Annotated in this window: 16 protein-coding genes and 1 tRNA gene; 6 read left to right on the top strand and 11 right to left on the bottom strand. The window is 66.3% G+C overall.

Annotation, left to right across the window (positions count from 1 at the left end; all coding sequences use genetic code 11):
- Positions 1 to 126: 126 nt before the first annotated feature.
- Genes JOF45_RS01930 through JOF45_RS01915 form a run of 4 tightly spaced genes read right to left on the bottom strand, consistent with a single transcriptional unit; the run spans position 127 to position 1,818 of the window.
- Positions 127 to 387, bottom strand: coding sequence for a hypothetical protein (locus JOF45_RS01930; RefSeq protein WP_210047537.1), 261 nt, complete (start codon positions 385 to 387; stop codon positions 127 to 129).
- A 55-nt stretch (positions 388 to 442) separates the two neighbouring features.
- A complete protein-coding gene (locus JOF45_RS13700; protein WP_210047536.1) occupies positions 443 to 685 on the bottom strand; it encodes a helix-turn-helix domain-containing protein in 243 nt (80 codons plus the stop codon).
- Positions 682 to 1,473, bottom strand: a complete 792-nt coding sequence (locus JOF45_RS01920) for a phage antirepressor KilAC domain-containing protein (RefSeq protein ID WP_210047535.1) — start codon at positions 1,471 to 1,473, stop codon at positions 682 to 684. The genes JOF45_RS13700 and JOF45_RS01920 overlap by 4 nt, the downstream gene beginning before the upstream one ends.
- A gap of 51 nt (positions 1,474 to 1,524) precedes the next feature.
- Positions 1,525 to 1,818 carry a helix-turn-helix transcriptional regulator gene (locus JOF45_RS01915; protein WP_210047534.1) on the bottom strand — a complete coding sequence of 98 codons (294 nt, stop codon included), beginning with the start codon at positions 1,816 to 1,818 and terminating at the stop codon, positions 1,525 to 1,527.
- Between the two features lie 770 nt (positions 1,819 to 2,588).
- Between JOF45_RS01915 and JOF45_RS13695 the strand changes: the two genes are divergently transcribed.
- On the top strand, positions 2,589 to 2,942 hold the full coding sequence (locus tag JOF45_RS13695) for an ImmA/IrrE family metallo-endopeptidase (RefSeq protein WP_210047533.1): 354 nt from the start codon (positions 2,589 to 2,591) through the stop codon (positions 2,940 to 2,942).
- A 185-nt stretch (positions 2,943 to 3,127) separates the two neighbouring features.
- Here JOF45_RS13695 and JOF45_RS01905 read toward each other — a convergent pair whose 3' ends face one another.
- Both JOF45_RS01905 and JOF45_RS01900 read right to left on the bottom strand, forming a co-directional pair.
- Entirely contained in the window at positions 3,128 to 3,550 is a 423-nt protein-coding gene (locus JOF45_RS01905; protein WP_210047532.1) for a hypothetical protein, read from the bottom strand.
- Positions 3,551 to 3,562: 12 nt separating this feature from the next.
- Positions 3,563 to 4,555 carry an NAD(P)H-quinone oxidoreductase gene (locus JOF45_RS01900; protein ID WP_210047531.1) on the bottom strand — a complete coding sequence of 331 codons (993 nt, stop codon included), beginning with the start codon at positions 4,553 to 4,555 and terminating at the stop codon, positions 3,563 to 3,565.
- Between the two features lie 78 nt (positions 4,556 to 4,633).
- On the opposite strand from JOF45_RS01900, the gene JOF45_RS01895 reads away from it, so the two are divergent.
- Positions 4,634 to 4,721 (top strand) — tRNA-Ser (locus tag JOF45_RS01895).
- A gap of 174 nt (positions 4,722 to 4,895) precedes the next feature.
- Complete coding sequence (locus tag JOF45_RS01890; RefSeq protein WP_210047530.1) at positions 4,896 to 5,453, top strand: pyridoxine/pyridoxamine 5'-phosphate oxidase; 558 nt, start codon at positions 4,896 to 4,898, stop codon at positions 5,451 to 5,453.
- Here JOF45_RS01890 and JOF45_RS01885 read toward each other — a convergent pair.
- Positions 5,437 to 6,402 (bottom strand): ICP22 family protein, encoded by a 966-nt coding sequence (locus JOF45_RS01885; protein ID WP_210047529.1) that lies wholly within the window; start codon positions 6,400 to 6,402, stop codon positions 5,437 to 5,439. The genes JOF45_RS01890 and JOF45_RS01885 overlap by 17 nt on opposite strands.
- 61 nt (positions 6,403 to 6,463) lie before the next feature.
- Here JOF45_RS01885 and JOF45_RS01880 point away from each other — a divergent pair, with 61 nt between their 5' ends.
- A complete protein-coding gene (locus JOF45_RS01880) occupies positions 6,464 to 7,894 on the top strand; it encodes a phosphomannomutase/phosphoglucomutase (protein ID WP_210047528.1) in 1,431 nt (476 codons plus the stop codon).
- A 21-nt stretch (positions 7,895 to 7,915) separates the two neighbouring features.
- Here the strand turns inward: JOF45_RS01880 and JOF45_RS01875 are convergent, their stop codons facing one another.
- The 3 genes from JOF45_RS01875 to JOF45_RS01865 are packed head-to-tail and all read right to left on the bottom strand — an operon-like array spanning position 7,916 to position 11,038.
- A complete protein-coding gene (locus JOF45_RS01875; RefSeq protein ID WP_210047527.1) occupies positions 7,916 to 9,034 on the bottom strand; it encodes a FecCD family ABC transporter permease in 1,119 nt (372 codons plus the stop codon).
- Positions 9,031 to 10,020, bottom strand: coding sequence for a FecCD family ABC transporter permease (locus JOF45_RS01870; RefSeq protein WP_210047526.1), 990 nt, complete (start codon positions 10,018 to 10,020; stop codon positions 9,031 to 9,033). Before JOF45_RS01870 ends, JOF45_RS01875 begins: the two co-directional genes overlap by 4 nt.
- Positions 10,004 to 11,038, bottom strand: a complete 1,035-nt coding sequence (locus tag JOF45_RS01865) for an iron-siderophore ABC transporter substrate-binding protein (RefSeq protein ID WP_210047525.1) — start codon at positions 11,036 to 11,038, stop codon at positions 10,004 to 10,006. Before JOF45_RS01865 ends, JOF45_RS01870 begins: the two co-directional genes overlap by 17 nt.
- A gap of 134 nt (positions 11,039 to 11,172) precedes the next feature.
- Between JOF45_RS01865 and speB the strand changes: the two genes are divergently transcribed.
- Complete coding sequence (speB, locus tag JOF45_RS01860; protein ID WP_210047524.1) at positions 11,173 to 12,123, top strand: agmatinase; 951 nt, start codon at positions 11,173 to 11,175, stop codon at positions 12,121 to 12,123.
- On the opposite strand, the gene JOF45_RS01855 is transcribed toward speB, so the two are convergent.
- Positions 12,105 to 13,304 (bottom strand): glycerate kinase, encoded by a 1,200-nt coding sequence (locus JOF45_RS01855; protein WP_210047523.1) that lies wholly within the window; start codon positions 13,302 to 13,304, stop codon positions 12,105 to 12,107. The genes speB and JOF45_RS01855 overlap by 19 nt on opposite strands.
- A 77-nt stretch (positions 13,305 to 13,381) precedes the next feature.
- Here JOF45_RS01855 and JOF45_RS01850 point away from each other — a divergent pair, with 77 nt between their 5' ends.
- Positions 13,382 to 15,079 (top strand): SLC13 family permease, encoded by a 1,698-nt coding sequence (locus tag JOF45_RS01850; RefSeq protein ID WP_210047522.1) that lies wholly within the window; start codon positions 13,382 to 13,384, stop codon positions 15,077 to 15,079.
- Positions 15,080 to 15,087: the final 8 nt, after the last annotated feature.

Genomic DNA, 15,087 nt, shown 5'->3' with positions numbered 1-15,087 from the left:
CTGTCTCCTCCTCGTGCTTGTTGCACCTGTTCTTGTTCTCGTACTGTGCTGCTTGCCTGCGCGCCGTGCACTCGGACACATAGAAGTCCGTGTCACACACCGCGCAATGAACCAAGATCCCGAACATCAGCCGATTGGCTCCGGCTCATATCCGGCCAACATCGCCATGACCCGGCGCACAACCTTCTCTCCAACCGGGTCTGTGTGGTTGAAGTTCTTGAAGTTGTCCGTGTTGTGGTGCCACTGGTCGCGGCTGGTCTTGTCGATGATCGCCTGTGCAAGCGCCTTCGACTTACGGTTACTGATCCGCTCCCCCGCCGCGAGAGCCTCGGCCTGCACCTGGCGGCGGATCTCGGTGAACGACATTTGGGCATGGGTAATCAACATGTGTCTCTCCCTCTTGTGGGATGCCGCCTAACAGCGGACTTGGGGGGGGGTGTTCTTAGAGGCCCAGTAGCAGGGCTTCTCGTCGCTTGGGGTCGAGCGCGCTGGGTGGTCGCTCGCGTCTCTGAGCTTCTAGCTCGTGAATGTCGGTCTCTGGTATGCGCCACTCGCTACGTGGCTTGTCGTCTGGGTACTTGCGTGCGTTCGGGAACACGCCTTTTGCGCACCATGCCCGAATCGTCTTCGGCTTGAAGTGCAGAAGCTCAGCCGCATCAGTGACACTCAGACTCCGGGCACTCATGCGGCCTCCAGCTGCTTGCTGGCGACACCGAGCTTCCGGCGGATGAAGTCCACGCCGGACGGCTGAACGCGGGTGGTGTAACTGGTTCCCCGTGTCCCATCGGATCGCTTGTAGTCGTACGCCTTCACTGCGAAGTGGTGCATGTACTGCTGGTAGGGGGTGTTCCTCATTGCGCCCTTGCTGATCAGTACGCCGCTGTTCCGGAGTAGGGTGAACAGTTTGTTCTGGGAGAGGCCCAGCATTTTGGCGACTGCGCCGATGCTGTACAGCCCGTCACCGTCGATGAACTGGTCATACGCCTCTGCCTTGGGTGAGAGTTCCGCGATTTCATCTGCCTGGTCGGCGGCGAGTCGGAGAGCTTCTGAGAGTGACTGCGGGATCCGGAAGTTGTTGGGCTGGACCTGGAGCACTTCGGCTTCTCGGGTGCGGATAGCGAAGTAGGACTGCGCCGCCGCAACCTCCGGCTTCCGCGGGTCGCCATTCATCGCAACCAGATAAGCCGCGTACCGAGTGAGCCGGTAGTTCTGCCGGGGACGGCCACCAGTCTTTTCGGTGGCGTCAACGAAAAGGGCCGGAACAGGCTGGCCTTGGCTCTCCGCTGTGGATTTTGCCCGATCAATAGCTTCCCGGAAGTTTCGCCAGTCGGCCCCGTACCCGAGCAGTGGCATCAGGTCGCGTGCCGCCCAGAACTCGTTCCCGTCCGGGGTGGTCGTCTTGATCTGGTCGAACGGTGCTTCGTGAACCGTGATCATCAGATCGTTCATGGTGTCCTCCTCTGTGGTGTTCATTCGTTGTCTCCCTCAATGGATTCGGCGGTGTCAGTGCACGTGCCGCTCTGACTAAGCGGCGCGCCTTCCCCGCTGGTAGGTGGAACTTGCGGCAGTGGACACCTTGGGCAAAAAAAGAGAACCGATAGGGGCATCGAGTGCTTTCTCGATGCTCTTGGCGATCTCTGGCCCAACGGTGCGCCGCCCCCCGCTATGGAGGTGTCCGATAGTTGCCTTGCTGACTTTGATCCTGTCGGCCAGTCCTTTGACGCTGTAGCCGCGGTACTTCATGTACTGCCGCAGCGCGTCTGTGCTGATGAGTTCCACGTAGAAAACTCCTCGTTTCGTGATGGTCGGTGCCGTCATGGCTCCTCCTGATATGTAAACCCTACTGGACTTTGGCATGTGCCGCAAGCATCAGTGTACACGGATGCGATTACATTGCAAGAAGTTTTTTCTGGCGAGATTTCAGGGAACCGCCGGGCATCCCCCAACTCACTTGTAATCGCCGCGTTTACACTGATGCTTGCTACATTCTCCAAGCCTGATCGAAAGTTGGGACATGGCACGTAGACGAACGCCTCCCGAGTGGCAGGCACTGATGGACGCGGCAGGCGTCAGCTCTCTTCGGAGACTGTCAGAGGCCGCAGGGATCGCCCACACTGGCGCTACCCGAGTGGTCCACGGTGACAACCTGCCAAGCGCGGAGACAGTCGATGCTCTAGCCGGAGCGCTCAACGTGCCTGCGTCCACTATCTACAAGCTGACGCACGGGCAGGACATCAGCACCCGAAGCTGGGAGCCGCCTGCCGACGTGCACAGGCTTACGAAGCGGGAGCAAGACCTGGTGACCGAGATGATCCGAGTCCTTGCTTCCGCTCACGATCAGTCAGGAGAGGGTGAGGAACATGCAGACGGTTCCGCCGCCATGAATCGGGCCGCAGGGAGTGCGGCAGAAGATGAGCTTGAGGCACGCCGCGCAGAGCGTGGCGTCACACGCAAGCACACGCCGCCGTGGGAGCGGGAAGAGACCGCGGCGACGGAAGGCCCGGACGATGGGACCCCCCATGATGATCCGGGCATAGAGGACCCGTAAGGCGCGGCCCCATGTCACCGGTCACACTTAGCCTGCTGGCATGGGGACGCTGATCGATTACTTAGAAGCATTAGGTGTGAAAGTGCTCCACCAGGCACCAGAAGCGCAGCGACGGTGGGCAGAGTGGTGCTCACGGTCTAAGACAATCAGGATCAGGCCGGACTTAGGGGCGGCGCAGTACGCCTACGCACTGGCTCACGAGGCGGGGCACGCCTTCCATGGGCACTCGTGTTCGTGGTCGCGCTGGGAGTGGGAGGCCGACGTTTTCGCCGCGACCTGGCTAATCCGCCCGTGCGAGTGGGCGGCAGCTGTTAAGATCCATGAGACGGTGCAAGGTGTCGCGCACGAGCTGGGAGTGATCCCGCACTTAGTGAGGGTGTATCACTCGATCTGAACATCAGCGTTCCCCGGCGTTTCCCATTGGGGAAACTGAGGGGGTCACCAGGGGGTTATGAGGGACATACTGACCCTCTGCCTTGGGTGGCTGTGATGCCGCTACTTCCCTGTAATGGCGGGGAAGTGGCGGCATTGTAGTGTGTGGTGGGCGGCTGGTTCAAATCCGGTTGGAGGCTCCACTCCTCACTCGCCGCCTCCGGCATCCTTCACACAGGCCAGAACCTGATCAGCACGACGCCGCACAGCGGTCACCTCCGCACTACCCAGCCGCACCATCGCCGCAGCCTCAGCTGCGGTGGCCAGGTGGTTCGCCGCCCGGGAGAGTGCCGCGTGAAGCGGCCTGGCCGCACCAGGAACGTGCATGCCCTCCCCCGGATGCTGAGCGTGGGCCTTCCGGCAGAGCTCATAGATATCGGTGAGGCGTTCGGAGAGCTCATCACCGATCAGCACCAGCTGGTTGTAGACGGCGTCGTCCTCCACGCCTTCGATCACCTGGTGGTAGCGGTCCAGCCCACGGACGTACCGGTCGTGGGCCTGACGCCAGAGCCCCTTGCCGAGATCCTTGTCCAGCCGGCGGGCGCGGCGTCGTCGGGTGAACAGCTTCATAGTGTGGGAAGTCTACCGGCTCATCTCGAGCAGGACCTTGCCGGTGTGCTCGCCGGAGTCGAAGTACTCGTGGGCCTGCTGCGCCTCATCCAGCCCGAAGACCCGGCCGGTCTGCACCGCGATGTCCCCGCTGCTGATCAGCGGCCAGATCTCCTCACCGACGCCGCGGACGATCTCGCCCTTGGCGGCGGCGTCGCGGGAGCGCAGAGTGGTGGCGATGATCCGCAGCCGCCTGCCCAGCATCAGGCCCAGATCCAGCTCAGCCTTCCGGCCGCCCTGCAGCCCGATGACGACCATCCGCCCGTCCACGGCCAGGGACTTCAGGTTGGTCTCCAGGTACTTCGCCCCGACCACGTCGAGGATCACGTCGACGCCGCGCCCCTCGGTGATCTCACGGACTCGGTCCTGCACATCTTCGGCGCGGTAGTCGATCACATGATCGGCACCGAGCTGCGCGGCCAGCTCCGCCTTCTGCGGGCTGCCCACTGTGGTGATGGTGGTGGCCCCGACGTGGCGCAGATATTGCAGAGCGAAGCTGCCGATGCCTCCGGTTCCGCCATGGATGAGGACGGTGTCCTCTGCGGTGACCCCGGCCTCCCCACGCAGATTGGAGTGGACGGTGGCGGCGACTTCGATCAGCCCGGCGGCGTCGGTGAGGCTGACTCCTTCCGGCGCCGGAAGCACCTGACGGGCGTCCACGACGACCTTCTCCGCGTAGCCGCCGCCGGCCAGCAGGGCCACGACATCCGTCCCGATGAGGTCGCGGACTGATTCCTCACTGCCCTCACCGGCGGCCGCCACTGTGCCGGAGACCTCCAGCCCCGGGATGTCAGTGACGCCCTGCGGCGGCGGGTAGACGCCCATACGCTGCATGGAATCGGCACGGTTGAGCCCTGCCGCGGCCACCTCGATCAGCACTTCTCCGGCGGCGGGGACGGGGTCCTCGACGTCCACCGTCCGGATGACCTCTGGGCCTCCTGCCTCTGCGTAGCGGACTGCGCGCATGCGTGGACTCCTCACCTCACGTATAGTCAGTATCTGGAGTTTTCACGATACCGTCGTAGGGCTCAAAAATTTCATCCAGGAGCGTTGTCCGAGCGGCCGAAGGTGACAGTCTTGAAAACTGTTGTGCAGCGACCCTGCACCGTGGGTTCGAATCCCACACGCTCCGCCGATCCACGCAGTGAGGGCCCCGAACCAGTCGGTTCGGGGCCCTCACCGCGTCCGGCGGAAGATGCCTTCCTCACCCCATGGACTCAGGACCCCGCCAGCGGCCAGAATCGAAGTGGTTGAAGCAGTCGCAGCAGACCCTGGTCTGCACAGCGCACACTCCCCAGGAGGGTTCATGACTGAGAGCACCCGCGCTCGGCTTCGGAGGATGCCTTCGTTGACCGGCACCAAAGAGCCTGTGGACCCGGCGTCCTTCCCCGATGAGCCGGTGAGCGCATTTCTGACCTGGCTGGATGAGGCAGAGGCTGCCGGTGTCCCTGAGCCGCACGTCATGTCTCTGAGCACTGTGGATGCCGCCGGCGTCCCGGACACTCGGATGCTCATCCTCAAGGACGTCGACGAACGCGGCTGGGCGTTCGCCACCACGGACTCCTCGCGCAAAGGCGGACAGCTGGCCGCCAACCAGCTCGCCGCTCTGACCTTCTGGTGGCAGCCCCAGATCCGTTCGGTGCGCATCCGCGGGTCCGCCGTGTCGGCTTCACCGGAGGAGAGCCTCAAGGACCTCCGCGCCCGTGCGCCTGAAGCTCAGGCTGAGATCGACCCGGATGATTGGACGCTCTGGTGGGTCCAACCCACACGGGTGGAGTTCTGGCAGGGATCTCCGGACCGCCGCGACACCCGATTGATCTACACCAAAGAGGAGGGCGAGTGGCGGTTCAGCCCTCGTTCTTGAAGACCACCAGGAACTTATGGGCCTCTTCGGGGGTCAGCGGTGAGTGCTCCGCCAGCAACTGGGCCGCCTCGGTCACGTGGTCATCGCGCAGCAGCGCGTAGAGCTGGTCGTGGACCCAAGGCTCCAAGTCCTCATGAGAGAGGGTGATGGTCTCTCCGCCGCGCTGGACCTCCAGGTGGAAGCCGGCCATCTCGTCATCCTCTCGGGCCCATTCCTCCGGGATGGTCAGCTCCTCATCGGGGTCGAAGCCCGATTCGGCCATGAGTTTGCGGGCCTGCTCATCGACGTCCTCCGCCGGTTCGGAACGCTTCTCGCGCGGCTCCTCGCCGCCAGGGATGTCCGGAACGTCGCCGCGGTTCCCGCCGAGGATCTCGCCGGTGTTGGGATCAGCTTCAGCGACCAACCCGCTCTGATCCTCGCCGACGTCGTCGCGCACGCCGTCGATCATGTCCTCCACCGACTCGCCCTCGTCCTCAGCCTCGGGCGCGCTGTGCTCGCTGGAATCGGCACGCGCCCCGCGCTCAGACTCCTCAGAGTCCTCGCGCCCCTGCCAGGAGAGGTCCTCATCCCGGGGATCTGCGGAGGTTCCGGAGGCGCTGTCGGCCGCTGAGACGGCGTCGCCCCCGCCGAGCTCCTCCTCCAGCCGGATCTCAGAAGGCAGCGGCTGGGGGTAGGTGTGCAGAGCCTGCACGGCGATGATGCAGTCCTGGATGGAGGCGCCGCTGTACTGACGGTAGAGCGTCAGGGCGCGGCGGCCGTCCTCGGCCGCGATGGCGCGATAGACCTCGCGGTGCTGCTCATCATCGAGCTGCAGGGCCGCGATCCGGGCGTTCTCCGGAGTCACGCTCTCTTCGATCCGGCTGTTCATCTTCGAGGCCTGACCGCGCATCAGCCTGCGCAGCCCGAAGAACAGCAGGACACCGAAGAGGAGCATCACCAGTATTTCCATGAACCCAGTCTAGGAGTTTCTTGCGCTCAGCGCGCGGTCCAGCGGCCCCTGTTCCCGTACGATGAATGCCGTGAGCATCGATCTGTCTGCATCCTTCAAGGCCTATGACGTCCGCGGACTCGTGGGCGAGACCATCACTGCCGAATCTGTGCGCGCCGTCGGGGCGGCCTTCGTCGACGTGCTGGGCCTGTCCGGCCAGCAGGTCCTGGTCGGAGGGGACATGCGCCCCTCCTCCAGCGAGTTCTCCGAGGCCTTCACCGAGGGGGCCACGGCACGAGGCGCCCATGTCACCCAGCTGGGCCTGATCTCCACCGACCTGCTCTACTTCGCCTCCGGCACCCTGCAGGCCCCCGGGGTGGTCTTCACCGCCAGCCACAACCCGGCCGAGTACAACGGGATGAAGATGTCCAAGGCCGGCGCTGTGCCGCTCTCGGCCGACAGCGGTCTGATGGAGATCCGCGACGCCGCCCAGGCGCTGCTCGACGCCGGCCAGGCCACCGATGCGGGCGCGCTCCCCCAGGCAGGGACCACCGGCCGCGTCGATGCAGCCGATATGCTCACCCCCTACGCCGAGTACCTGCGCTCCCTGGTGGACCTCTCCGGCATCCGCCCGCTGAAGGTGGTGGTGGATGCGGCCAACGGCATGTCCGGGCTGACCACTCCCGCCGTGCTCGGCGATGACACCTTGGACGCCCTCCCCCTGGAGATCGTGCCCCTGTACTTCGAGCTGGACGGCACCTTCCCCAACCACCCGGCCAACCCGCTGGAAGCCGAGAACCTGCGCGACCTGCAGGCCGCGGTGACGGAGCACGGCGCTGACATCGGCCTGGCCTTCGACGGTGACGCCGACCGCTGCTTCGTCATCGACGAGCGCGGCGAGCCAGTCACCCCCTCCGCGGTGACCGCCCTGGTGGCCAAGCGTGAGATCGCCCGGGCACGTGCCGAGGGCGAGGAGACTCCGGTGGTCATCCACAACCTGATCACCTCCAAGGCTGTGCCGGAGACGGTGGAGCGGGAGGCCGGCCGCGCGGTGGAGACCCGGGTGGGTCATTCCTTCATCAAGGCGGTCATGGCACAGGAGGCGGCCGTCTTCGGCGGGGAGCACTCGGCCCACTACTACTTCCGGGACTTCTTCAACGCAGACACCGGCATGCTCGCCGCCATGCACGTGCTGGCCGCGTTGGGTGGCCAGGACCAGCCGCTCTCCGAACTGGCGGCCGAGTACGACCCCTACTTCGCCTCCGGGGAGATCAACTCTGAGGTCGAGGACAAGGAAGGCGCGGCGTCGCGGGTGGAGGCGGCCTTCGCTGAGCGTGAGGTGACCGTCTCCCGCATGGACGGGCTGACCATCTCTGATGCCGAGGGCACCTGGTGGTTCAACCTGCGGCCTTCCAACACTGAGCCCTTCCTGCGGTTCAACGGTGAGGCCCACGATCAGCAGACCATGGAGCAGATCCGCGATGAGGTGCTCTCCATCATCCGCCAGAGCTGAGGGGCTTCAGGCTGCGCCTTCTCAGGTCTGGCCCGAGGTCCTGCGGAACTCCAGCAGGAGCAGATATCCCAGGTAGAGCCCGCCGGCGCCGGCGGTGACGATCCCCACCGGCAGTCCGTCCAGGCCTGGCATCTGTTGGACCAGCAGGTCCGCGCTGACCAGGATGAAGGCGCCCACGGCTGCCGAGACCGTCAGGTTGGGACCCGGAGCGCGGGTCAGCTTCCGGGCGATATGCGGTGCGGTCAGCGCGACGAAGGCCACCGGCCCGGCCACGGAGACCGCAGCCGCCGCCAGCAGGACTGCCAGCAGGATGGCCCAGGTGCGGGTCGCCGTCGCCCGTGCACCCAGGGACTGGGCGAGTTCGTCGCCCAGGTCCATCAGCAGCAGGCGACGGCTGATCAGGAAGACCAGCGGGATCAGCACGGCCAGGGAGACGGCGATGATCAGCACGTGCCCCATGTTCCGAGTGCCCAACGATCCCACCAGGTAGGCGGCCAGATCATGGGCGGAGTCGCGCAGCGCCACCGCCACCACATAGTGGGTGACCGCTGTGGCCATGGCGAAGACTCCGATGCCGGTGATGATCACCCGGGCGGGCGAGGCGAAACCCATCCCGGTGGACCACCACACCACCGCCACGGCCAGCCCAGCGCCCAGCACCGCCCCCACGGGGGCCGGCACCATCCCGGGCCACAGCAGAGTGCTCACCGCGACGCCGGCCCCGGCTCCGGCACCCAGCCCGATGACGTCCGGGCTGCCCAGAGGATTGCGCGTCACGCATTGGAACAGAGCTCCGGCCAGACCGAGCGCGACGCCGGCTCCGACGGCGGCGAGCACCCGTGGGCCCCGCAGCCGCTCCAGGACGAAGAGCGTGGTGGCCTCAGCCTCGCCTCGCAGCGCTGCCAGAAGGTCCCGCGGCCCGGCGCCCATGGGTCCCCAGGCCAATGTGGCCAACCCCAGACCGACGATCAGGGCGGTCAGCCCGGCCAGCACCCAGCCGCTCCGGACCCGCCAGGGCAGCCGGACGCGCTCTCCCCAGCGGAAGACGCGTGCACCATGGATGGGCCTCTCTGCGGTGGCCTCTGTGGTGGTCGTACCTGCAGCTGTCGTGCCTACAGCTGTCGTGTCCAGCGTGCTCATCCGCGGACCTTCCCCTTTCGCACGGCCGCCAGCAGGAAGGGCGCTCCCACGAAGGCGGTGACCACTCCCACCATCAGCTCCTCCGGACGGGCCACGATCCGGGCGGCCACGTCTGCGACCAGCAGCAGGGCAGCGCCCAGGATCAGCGCCAGGGGAAGCTGCCAACGGTGATCGCTTCCCACCAGAGCACGGACCAGATGCGGGACGGCCAGCCCGACGAAGGCGATGGGCCCGACGGCGGCGGTGGCCGCGGCCGCCAGCAGAGTGGCGGCCGCCAGAGCCATGAGCCTGAGCCTGCGGACCTTCACTCCGAGCCCTGCCGCCAGATCCTCCCCCAGGGCGAGAGCGTTGAGCCCACCCACGGAGGCCAGGGCCAGCAGCAGCCCGAGCAGCAGAGCCGGCAGCACCGCCCACAGAGTCTCGAATCGGGCCCCGGCGAGTGAGCCGACCACCCAGTGTCGGTAGGAGTCGAAGACCTCGGGACGAGCGAGGATCATCGCTTGGACATAGGCTCCCAGCACGGCCGAGACCACTGCTCCGGCCAGGATCAGCGGAATCACTGACCTGCTGCCGGAGCGGCTGCCCAGCAGATACACCGCCGTCACGGCCAACACGGCTCCGGGCATGGCCGCCCCGACGACGGCGAAGCCACCGGCTGCGCCGAAGACGGCGGAAGCGGTCACCACCGACGCCGAGGCTCCCATGGTCACGCCCAACAGGCCCGGCTCCCCCAGGGGATTGCGCATCACCGATTGGATGAGTATTCCGGAGACGGCCAGAGCCGCCCCGACCGCGGCACCCATGACGGTGCGCGGCCAGCGGGCGGCCAGGACCTGCTCCATGAACTGGTCGCCCTCCCCCATCAGGACTGCCAGCATGCGCTCGGGCTCCGTCTCGCGGTTGCCCAGGGTGAGGCTGAGGGCTGCCACGATCAGCAGCAGCACCGCCGCCCCGGACAGGGCGAGAGCTCTAGTCGATGTTCTCAACGGCCTCTTCGACGAGCGGCTCGTAGCGTTCGATCACCCACGGCACCGTGAGCGGGGTGATGATCGAGGACGCGGTGACCAGGGAATTGTCCTGTGGGGCGACCACCGCTCCGTCCTCGATGGCGGGGATGGAGGAGTAGAGATCCTGAGCCTCGATCTCCTCACGGTTCTCGTCATCGGAGTACCAGGTGAAGATCAGATCGGAGTCTTCGAGCATGTCGGCGTTCTCCAGGCCGATCATGGCCGAATCGGTGCCCTCGACCTCGTACTCGCCCATCTCATCCACCACCGGGTCCACCGTCAGGCCGAGCTTGCGGACCATGGCCACGCGCTGTTCGTCCTCGAAGAAGACGCCGAGGGTGCCGGGACCGTCGTTATAGACGAAGGAGAAGGTGTGCTCCTCCCACTCGGGCTGGGCGGCGTCGTCGAACTGCTGCTCGATGTCAGCGATGAGCTCATCGGCCCGCTCCTCATACCCCAGAGCCTCGGAGACTGTGTGGATCTGCTCCTCCCAGGTGATGGTCCAGGGCAGCTCCGGGTAGGCCACAGTGGGCGCGATGTCCGAGAGGACGTCGTACTGCTCCTGCGTGATGCCGGACCAGGGGGCGAGGATGACATCGGGCTCGAGCTCCAGGATGGCCTCGACATCGATCTCGGTGCCTCCGGTGAAGAGCTCCGGCAGCTCCTCCCCCTGCTCCGTGACCTCCTCATGGATCCAGGGCAGGTGCCCGGTCTCATCGGCGCCCCACTCGTACTCCTCCATGCCCACCGGGACCACACCCAGGGCGATGGCGGTCTCGGCCGATCCCTGGCCCAGGGTGACCACGCGTTCCGGCTGCTCCTCGATGACGGCCTCGCCGAGGGCGTGCTCGATGGTGGTGGCCTCGAAGTCGCCGTCGCCGGCGGCCTCCGGTCCTGCGGCCTCACCTTCGCCGCAGGCCGAGAGCAACACTGCTCCAGCTGCGGCCGCGGCGAAGATTCGGACAGTGGGGGCTCGGCGGTCCCGCAATGCGCTCATGGATCATCCTCCATTACATGACATGAATCAGAAGTATCGGGGTGAGCCTAACCTAAGTCGAGCGAGGGAAGAAGGCGCGTGTCACATCGCATCAGGTATTGCTCAGACCGCGCCCAGCACCTAGGTTCATCGATATGACTCAACCCATCGGCCCCCGCGACAGCAGCGCCACCCCGCGCTTCGCCGGACGGGCCAACTACGCCCTGCTGCCGAGCCTGGAGGAGGTCGGCACCGCTGATGTGGCGGTGGCCGGTATCCCCTTCGACTCGGGCGTGAGCTACCGCCCGGGAGCTCGCTTCGGCCCCAGTCATGTCCGTGAGGCCTCCCGGCTCCTGCGCCCCTACAACCCGGCGCAGGACATCTCTCCCTTCGCAGTGCAGCAGGTCGCCGACGCCGGCGACATCGTCGCCAACCCCTTCGACCTGGATGAGGCCGTCCGGCAGGTCCATCAGGGGGCGGTCGACCTGCTGGAGAGGGCCGGACGGTTCGTGATGATCGGCGGCGACCACACGGTGGCCTATCCGCTGCTGAAGGCGATGTACGAGAAGCATGGCCCTATTGCAGTGCTGCACGCCGATGCCCACCTGGACACCTGGGACACCTACTTCGGTGCCCCGATCACCCACGGCACCCCCTTCCGCCGGGCCAGCGAGGACGGGTTCATCGACCTGACCGCGAGCGCACACCTGGGCATCCGCGGACCGCTCTACGGCAAGGGCGACCTGGAGGATGATCAGACGCTCGGGTTCGAGATCACCACCACCGACTTCATCGAAGAGCACGGTGTGCTCGCCGCCCTGGAGCGGCTGCGCGCACGGCTGGGCGATAAGCCGGTCTACATCTCCATCGACATCGATGTCCTGGACCCGGCCCATGCCCCCGGAACCGGCACCCCGGAGGCCGCGGGCATGACCAGCCGCGAGCTGCTGAGGATCATCCGCGGCCTCACGGATCTGAACATCGTCGGCGCCGACGTCGTCGAGGTCTCCCCCGCCTATGACCACGCGCAGCTGACGGCCATAGCGGCGGCCCATGTGGTCTATGAGCTGATCTCTGCGATGGGCGCTCAGGCCGAGGGTCGGTGAGCTGCCCTTCCGCTCAGATAGATCCGGATCAGCTGCTCGGCCGCGCAGCTGACCCGGGTCTCCGCCTCAGCAGAGAGCTGGTTCAGAGTCTCGGGGCCCCGCGCAATGGACAGTGCCGCCGACAGCCCCGCGGCGTCGAGCTCCGCAGCCGAGATCTCTACCGATCCGGCCAGCACGAACACCGGAGTCTGATCGGGGGTCAGGCGCCGCACCGTGTCCACCACTTTGCCGCCCAGGGACTGAGAGTCCAGCCTGCCTTCACCGGTCAGCACGATCTCGGCCTCTGCCACGACCTGCTGGACTCCGAGGACCTCGGCCACCAGTTCGCCACCTGGGGCGATCTCTGCGTCGAAGAGGCTCACCAGTGCCATCGGCAGTCCTCCGGCCGCACCCATGCCGGGGGTCTCACGGACGTCCTGCCCGGTCTGGGCGGCCAAGACATCAGCGAAGTGGCCCAGGGCGGCGTCGAGCTCTATGACGTCCTGTGGGTCCGCACCCTTCTGTGGGCCGAAGACCGCAGCCGCACCCTCAGGACCCAGCAGGGGGTTGGTCACGTCGCAGGCGATCCGCCATCGAAGTCCCGGCACCCGCGGATCCAAGCCCTCTGTGTCGATATGTGAAAGATCGGCGAGCGCCCCTCCTCCGGGCCCGATCTGCGCACCGGAGCTGTCGAGGAGCCGTGCGCCCAGTGCCTGCAGAAGTCCCGCACCGCCGTCGGTGGTGGCCGATCCGCCGATGCACAGCAGCACCTCCTCGCAGCCGGCGTCCAGGGCGGCCGTGACCAGAGCGCCCACGCCATAGGTGGTGGCACGCTGAGGCTGCAGCGGCACGTCACTGACAGCAGGCAGACCATTGGCCTCGGCCGCCTCGATCACGCCTGTGGTCCTGCCCTCCACTGTGTGGACCGCGTAACGGCCCTCCGCAGGACGACCCAGCGCATCAGTCACAGCCACCCGCTGAGGCTCGATCCCCCACGCGCTGCAGATCGCGTCCAACGTCCCCTCACCGCCGTCGGCGAAGGGCACGACTGCGCTCCGGGCCGATACCCTGGCGGAGGCGCAGGCTCGCTCCACCCCCTCGGCCATGGCGCGGGCCACCGCACCCGCGGTCGCACTGCCTTTGAAGGAATCCGGGATGACGGCGACGCGCAGTGCTGAGGAGGAGGTTCGGGTCAGTGACATGAAACACAGACTACTAGTGTGTAGTGTCTGTGCGAACGAACCCCACCGCTCAATGACGACTGTGAGGAAGACTTCTTATGACGGCGTATCCACATCCTGCGCGCCGGATCTGGGATGAGCTCTGGAGGTCCCACCACCAGATCAAACGGTTGCTGACCTTCTCCGTGGAGAAGGAGCCCGAACGGCACCGCCAGCACGCCGACGCCGGCAGCCCGGGCCAGCGCTCCAGCGCCTCGGCCCACCGGCCGGACCATCAGGAGCCCGAACCCTCAGTTCGTCCCAGGAGCGGTCCCCCGGGCGGCTATACCCGAGCACGGCTCGTCGGGCTCATCCTGGGGCCCACGCTGTTCCTGCTCACGATGCTCTTCCTCCGCCCAGAGGGCCTCTCCTCCGAGGGTGTGGCCGTGCTGGCCAGCACCCTGTGGATCGGCACCTGGTGGGTCACCGAGGCCATCCCCATCCCAGCCACCTCGCTGCTTCCGCTGATCCTGCTGCCGCTGACCAATGCGATGCCGGGCGACGATGTGGCCTCCTCCTACGGCGATGACATCGTCTTCCTCTTCCTGGGCGGCTTCGCCCTGGCCATCGCCATGGAGAAATGGAACCTGCACCAGCGCATCGCCCTGACCATCGTGCTGATGATCGGCACCAGCCCGCGGCGCATCGTGCTGGGCTTCATGGTGGCCGTGGCCTTCCTGTCCATGTGGGTGACCAACACCGCCGCCGCCATGATGATGATCCCTGTGGCCCTGGCCGTGACCTACCAGGCCGCCCAGGTGATGAAGGGCGGCGAACATGAGAGCGAAGTCCCCAAGTTCGAGAAGTGCCTGATCTTCGGCGTCGGCTATGCCGCCACGATCGGCGGTCTGGGCACCCTGATCGGAACCCCGCCGCTGGCCTTCCTCTCCGGGGTGGTGCGGGAGACCTTCGGCGAGACCATCACCTTCGCCCAGTGGATGCTCTTCGGTGTACCCATGGTGGTCCTGCTGTTGGCCTTCTGCTGGTTCTACCTGACCTTCGTGAAGTTTAAGTTCCGGTTCAAGACGCTGCCCGGAGGCCGTGACGTCATCCGCGACGAGAAGGAGGGACTGGGCAGCCTGGCCACGGAGGAGAAGGCCGTGCTGACGGTCTTCGTCGGTGCCGCCTTCTTCTGGGTCACCCGCGGGTTCATCTGGGACGACCTGATCCCCGGCATCTCCGACGGGCTGATCGCGGTGACCGCCGCCGTCGTGCTCTTCGCCCTGCCCAGCCGCAGCGCCGAGCAGCCGCGGATCCTGGAGTGGGATGACACCAAGAAGGTCCCCTGGGGCGTGCTGCTGCTCTTCGGCGGAGGCCTGGCCGTGGCCGGCGGGTTCACCGAGACCGGGCTCTCCGACTGGATCGGCGAACAGCTGCTGGTGCTGGAGAACGTCAACTTCATCATCACTGTGCTGGTGGCCGCGGCCCTGGTGCTCTTCTTGACCGAGATCACCTCCAACACCGCCACCGGCACGATGATCCTTCCGGTCATGGCGGCCCTGGGCCTGGCCCTGGGCGTCCACCCCTTGGCGCTGATGGTCCCGGCGGCCATGGCCGCGAACTGCGCGTTCATGCTGCCGGTGGGGACTCCGCCGAACGCCATCATCTTCGGCACCGGCAAGATCACCATCATGGACATGATCAGGATCGGGTTCTGGCTGAACGTGACCACGCTGCTGCTGATCGTACTGGCTACCTTCACGCTGCTGCCCCTGCTGTGGGGCATCGAGCTGACCGTCACTCCGGAAGGCTGGTGAGCGGCTGG

Source organism: Nesterenkonia lacusekhoensis, assembly GCF_017876395.1.
Lineage (GTDB): Bacteria > Actinomycetota > Actinomycetes > Actinomycetales > Micrococcaceae > Nesterenkonia > Nesterenkonia lacusekhoensis.
Note: the sequence above shows the minus strand (reverse complement) of the source record. Positions and strands in the feature narration are given on the sequence as shown.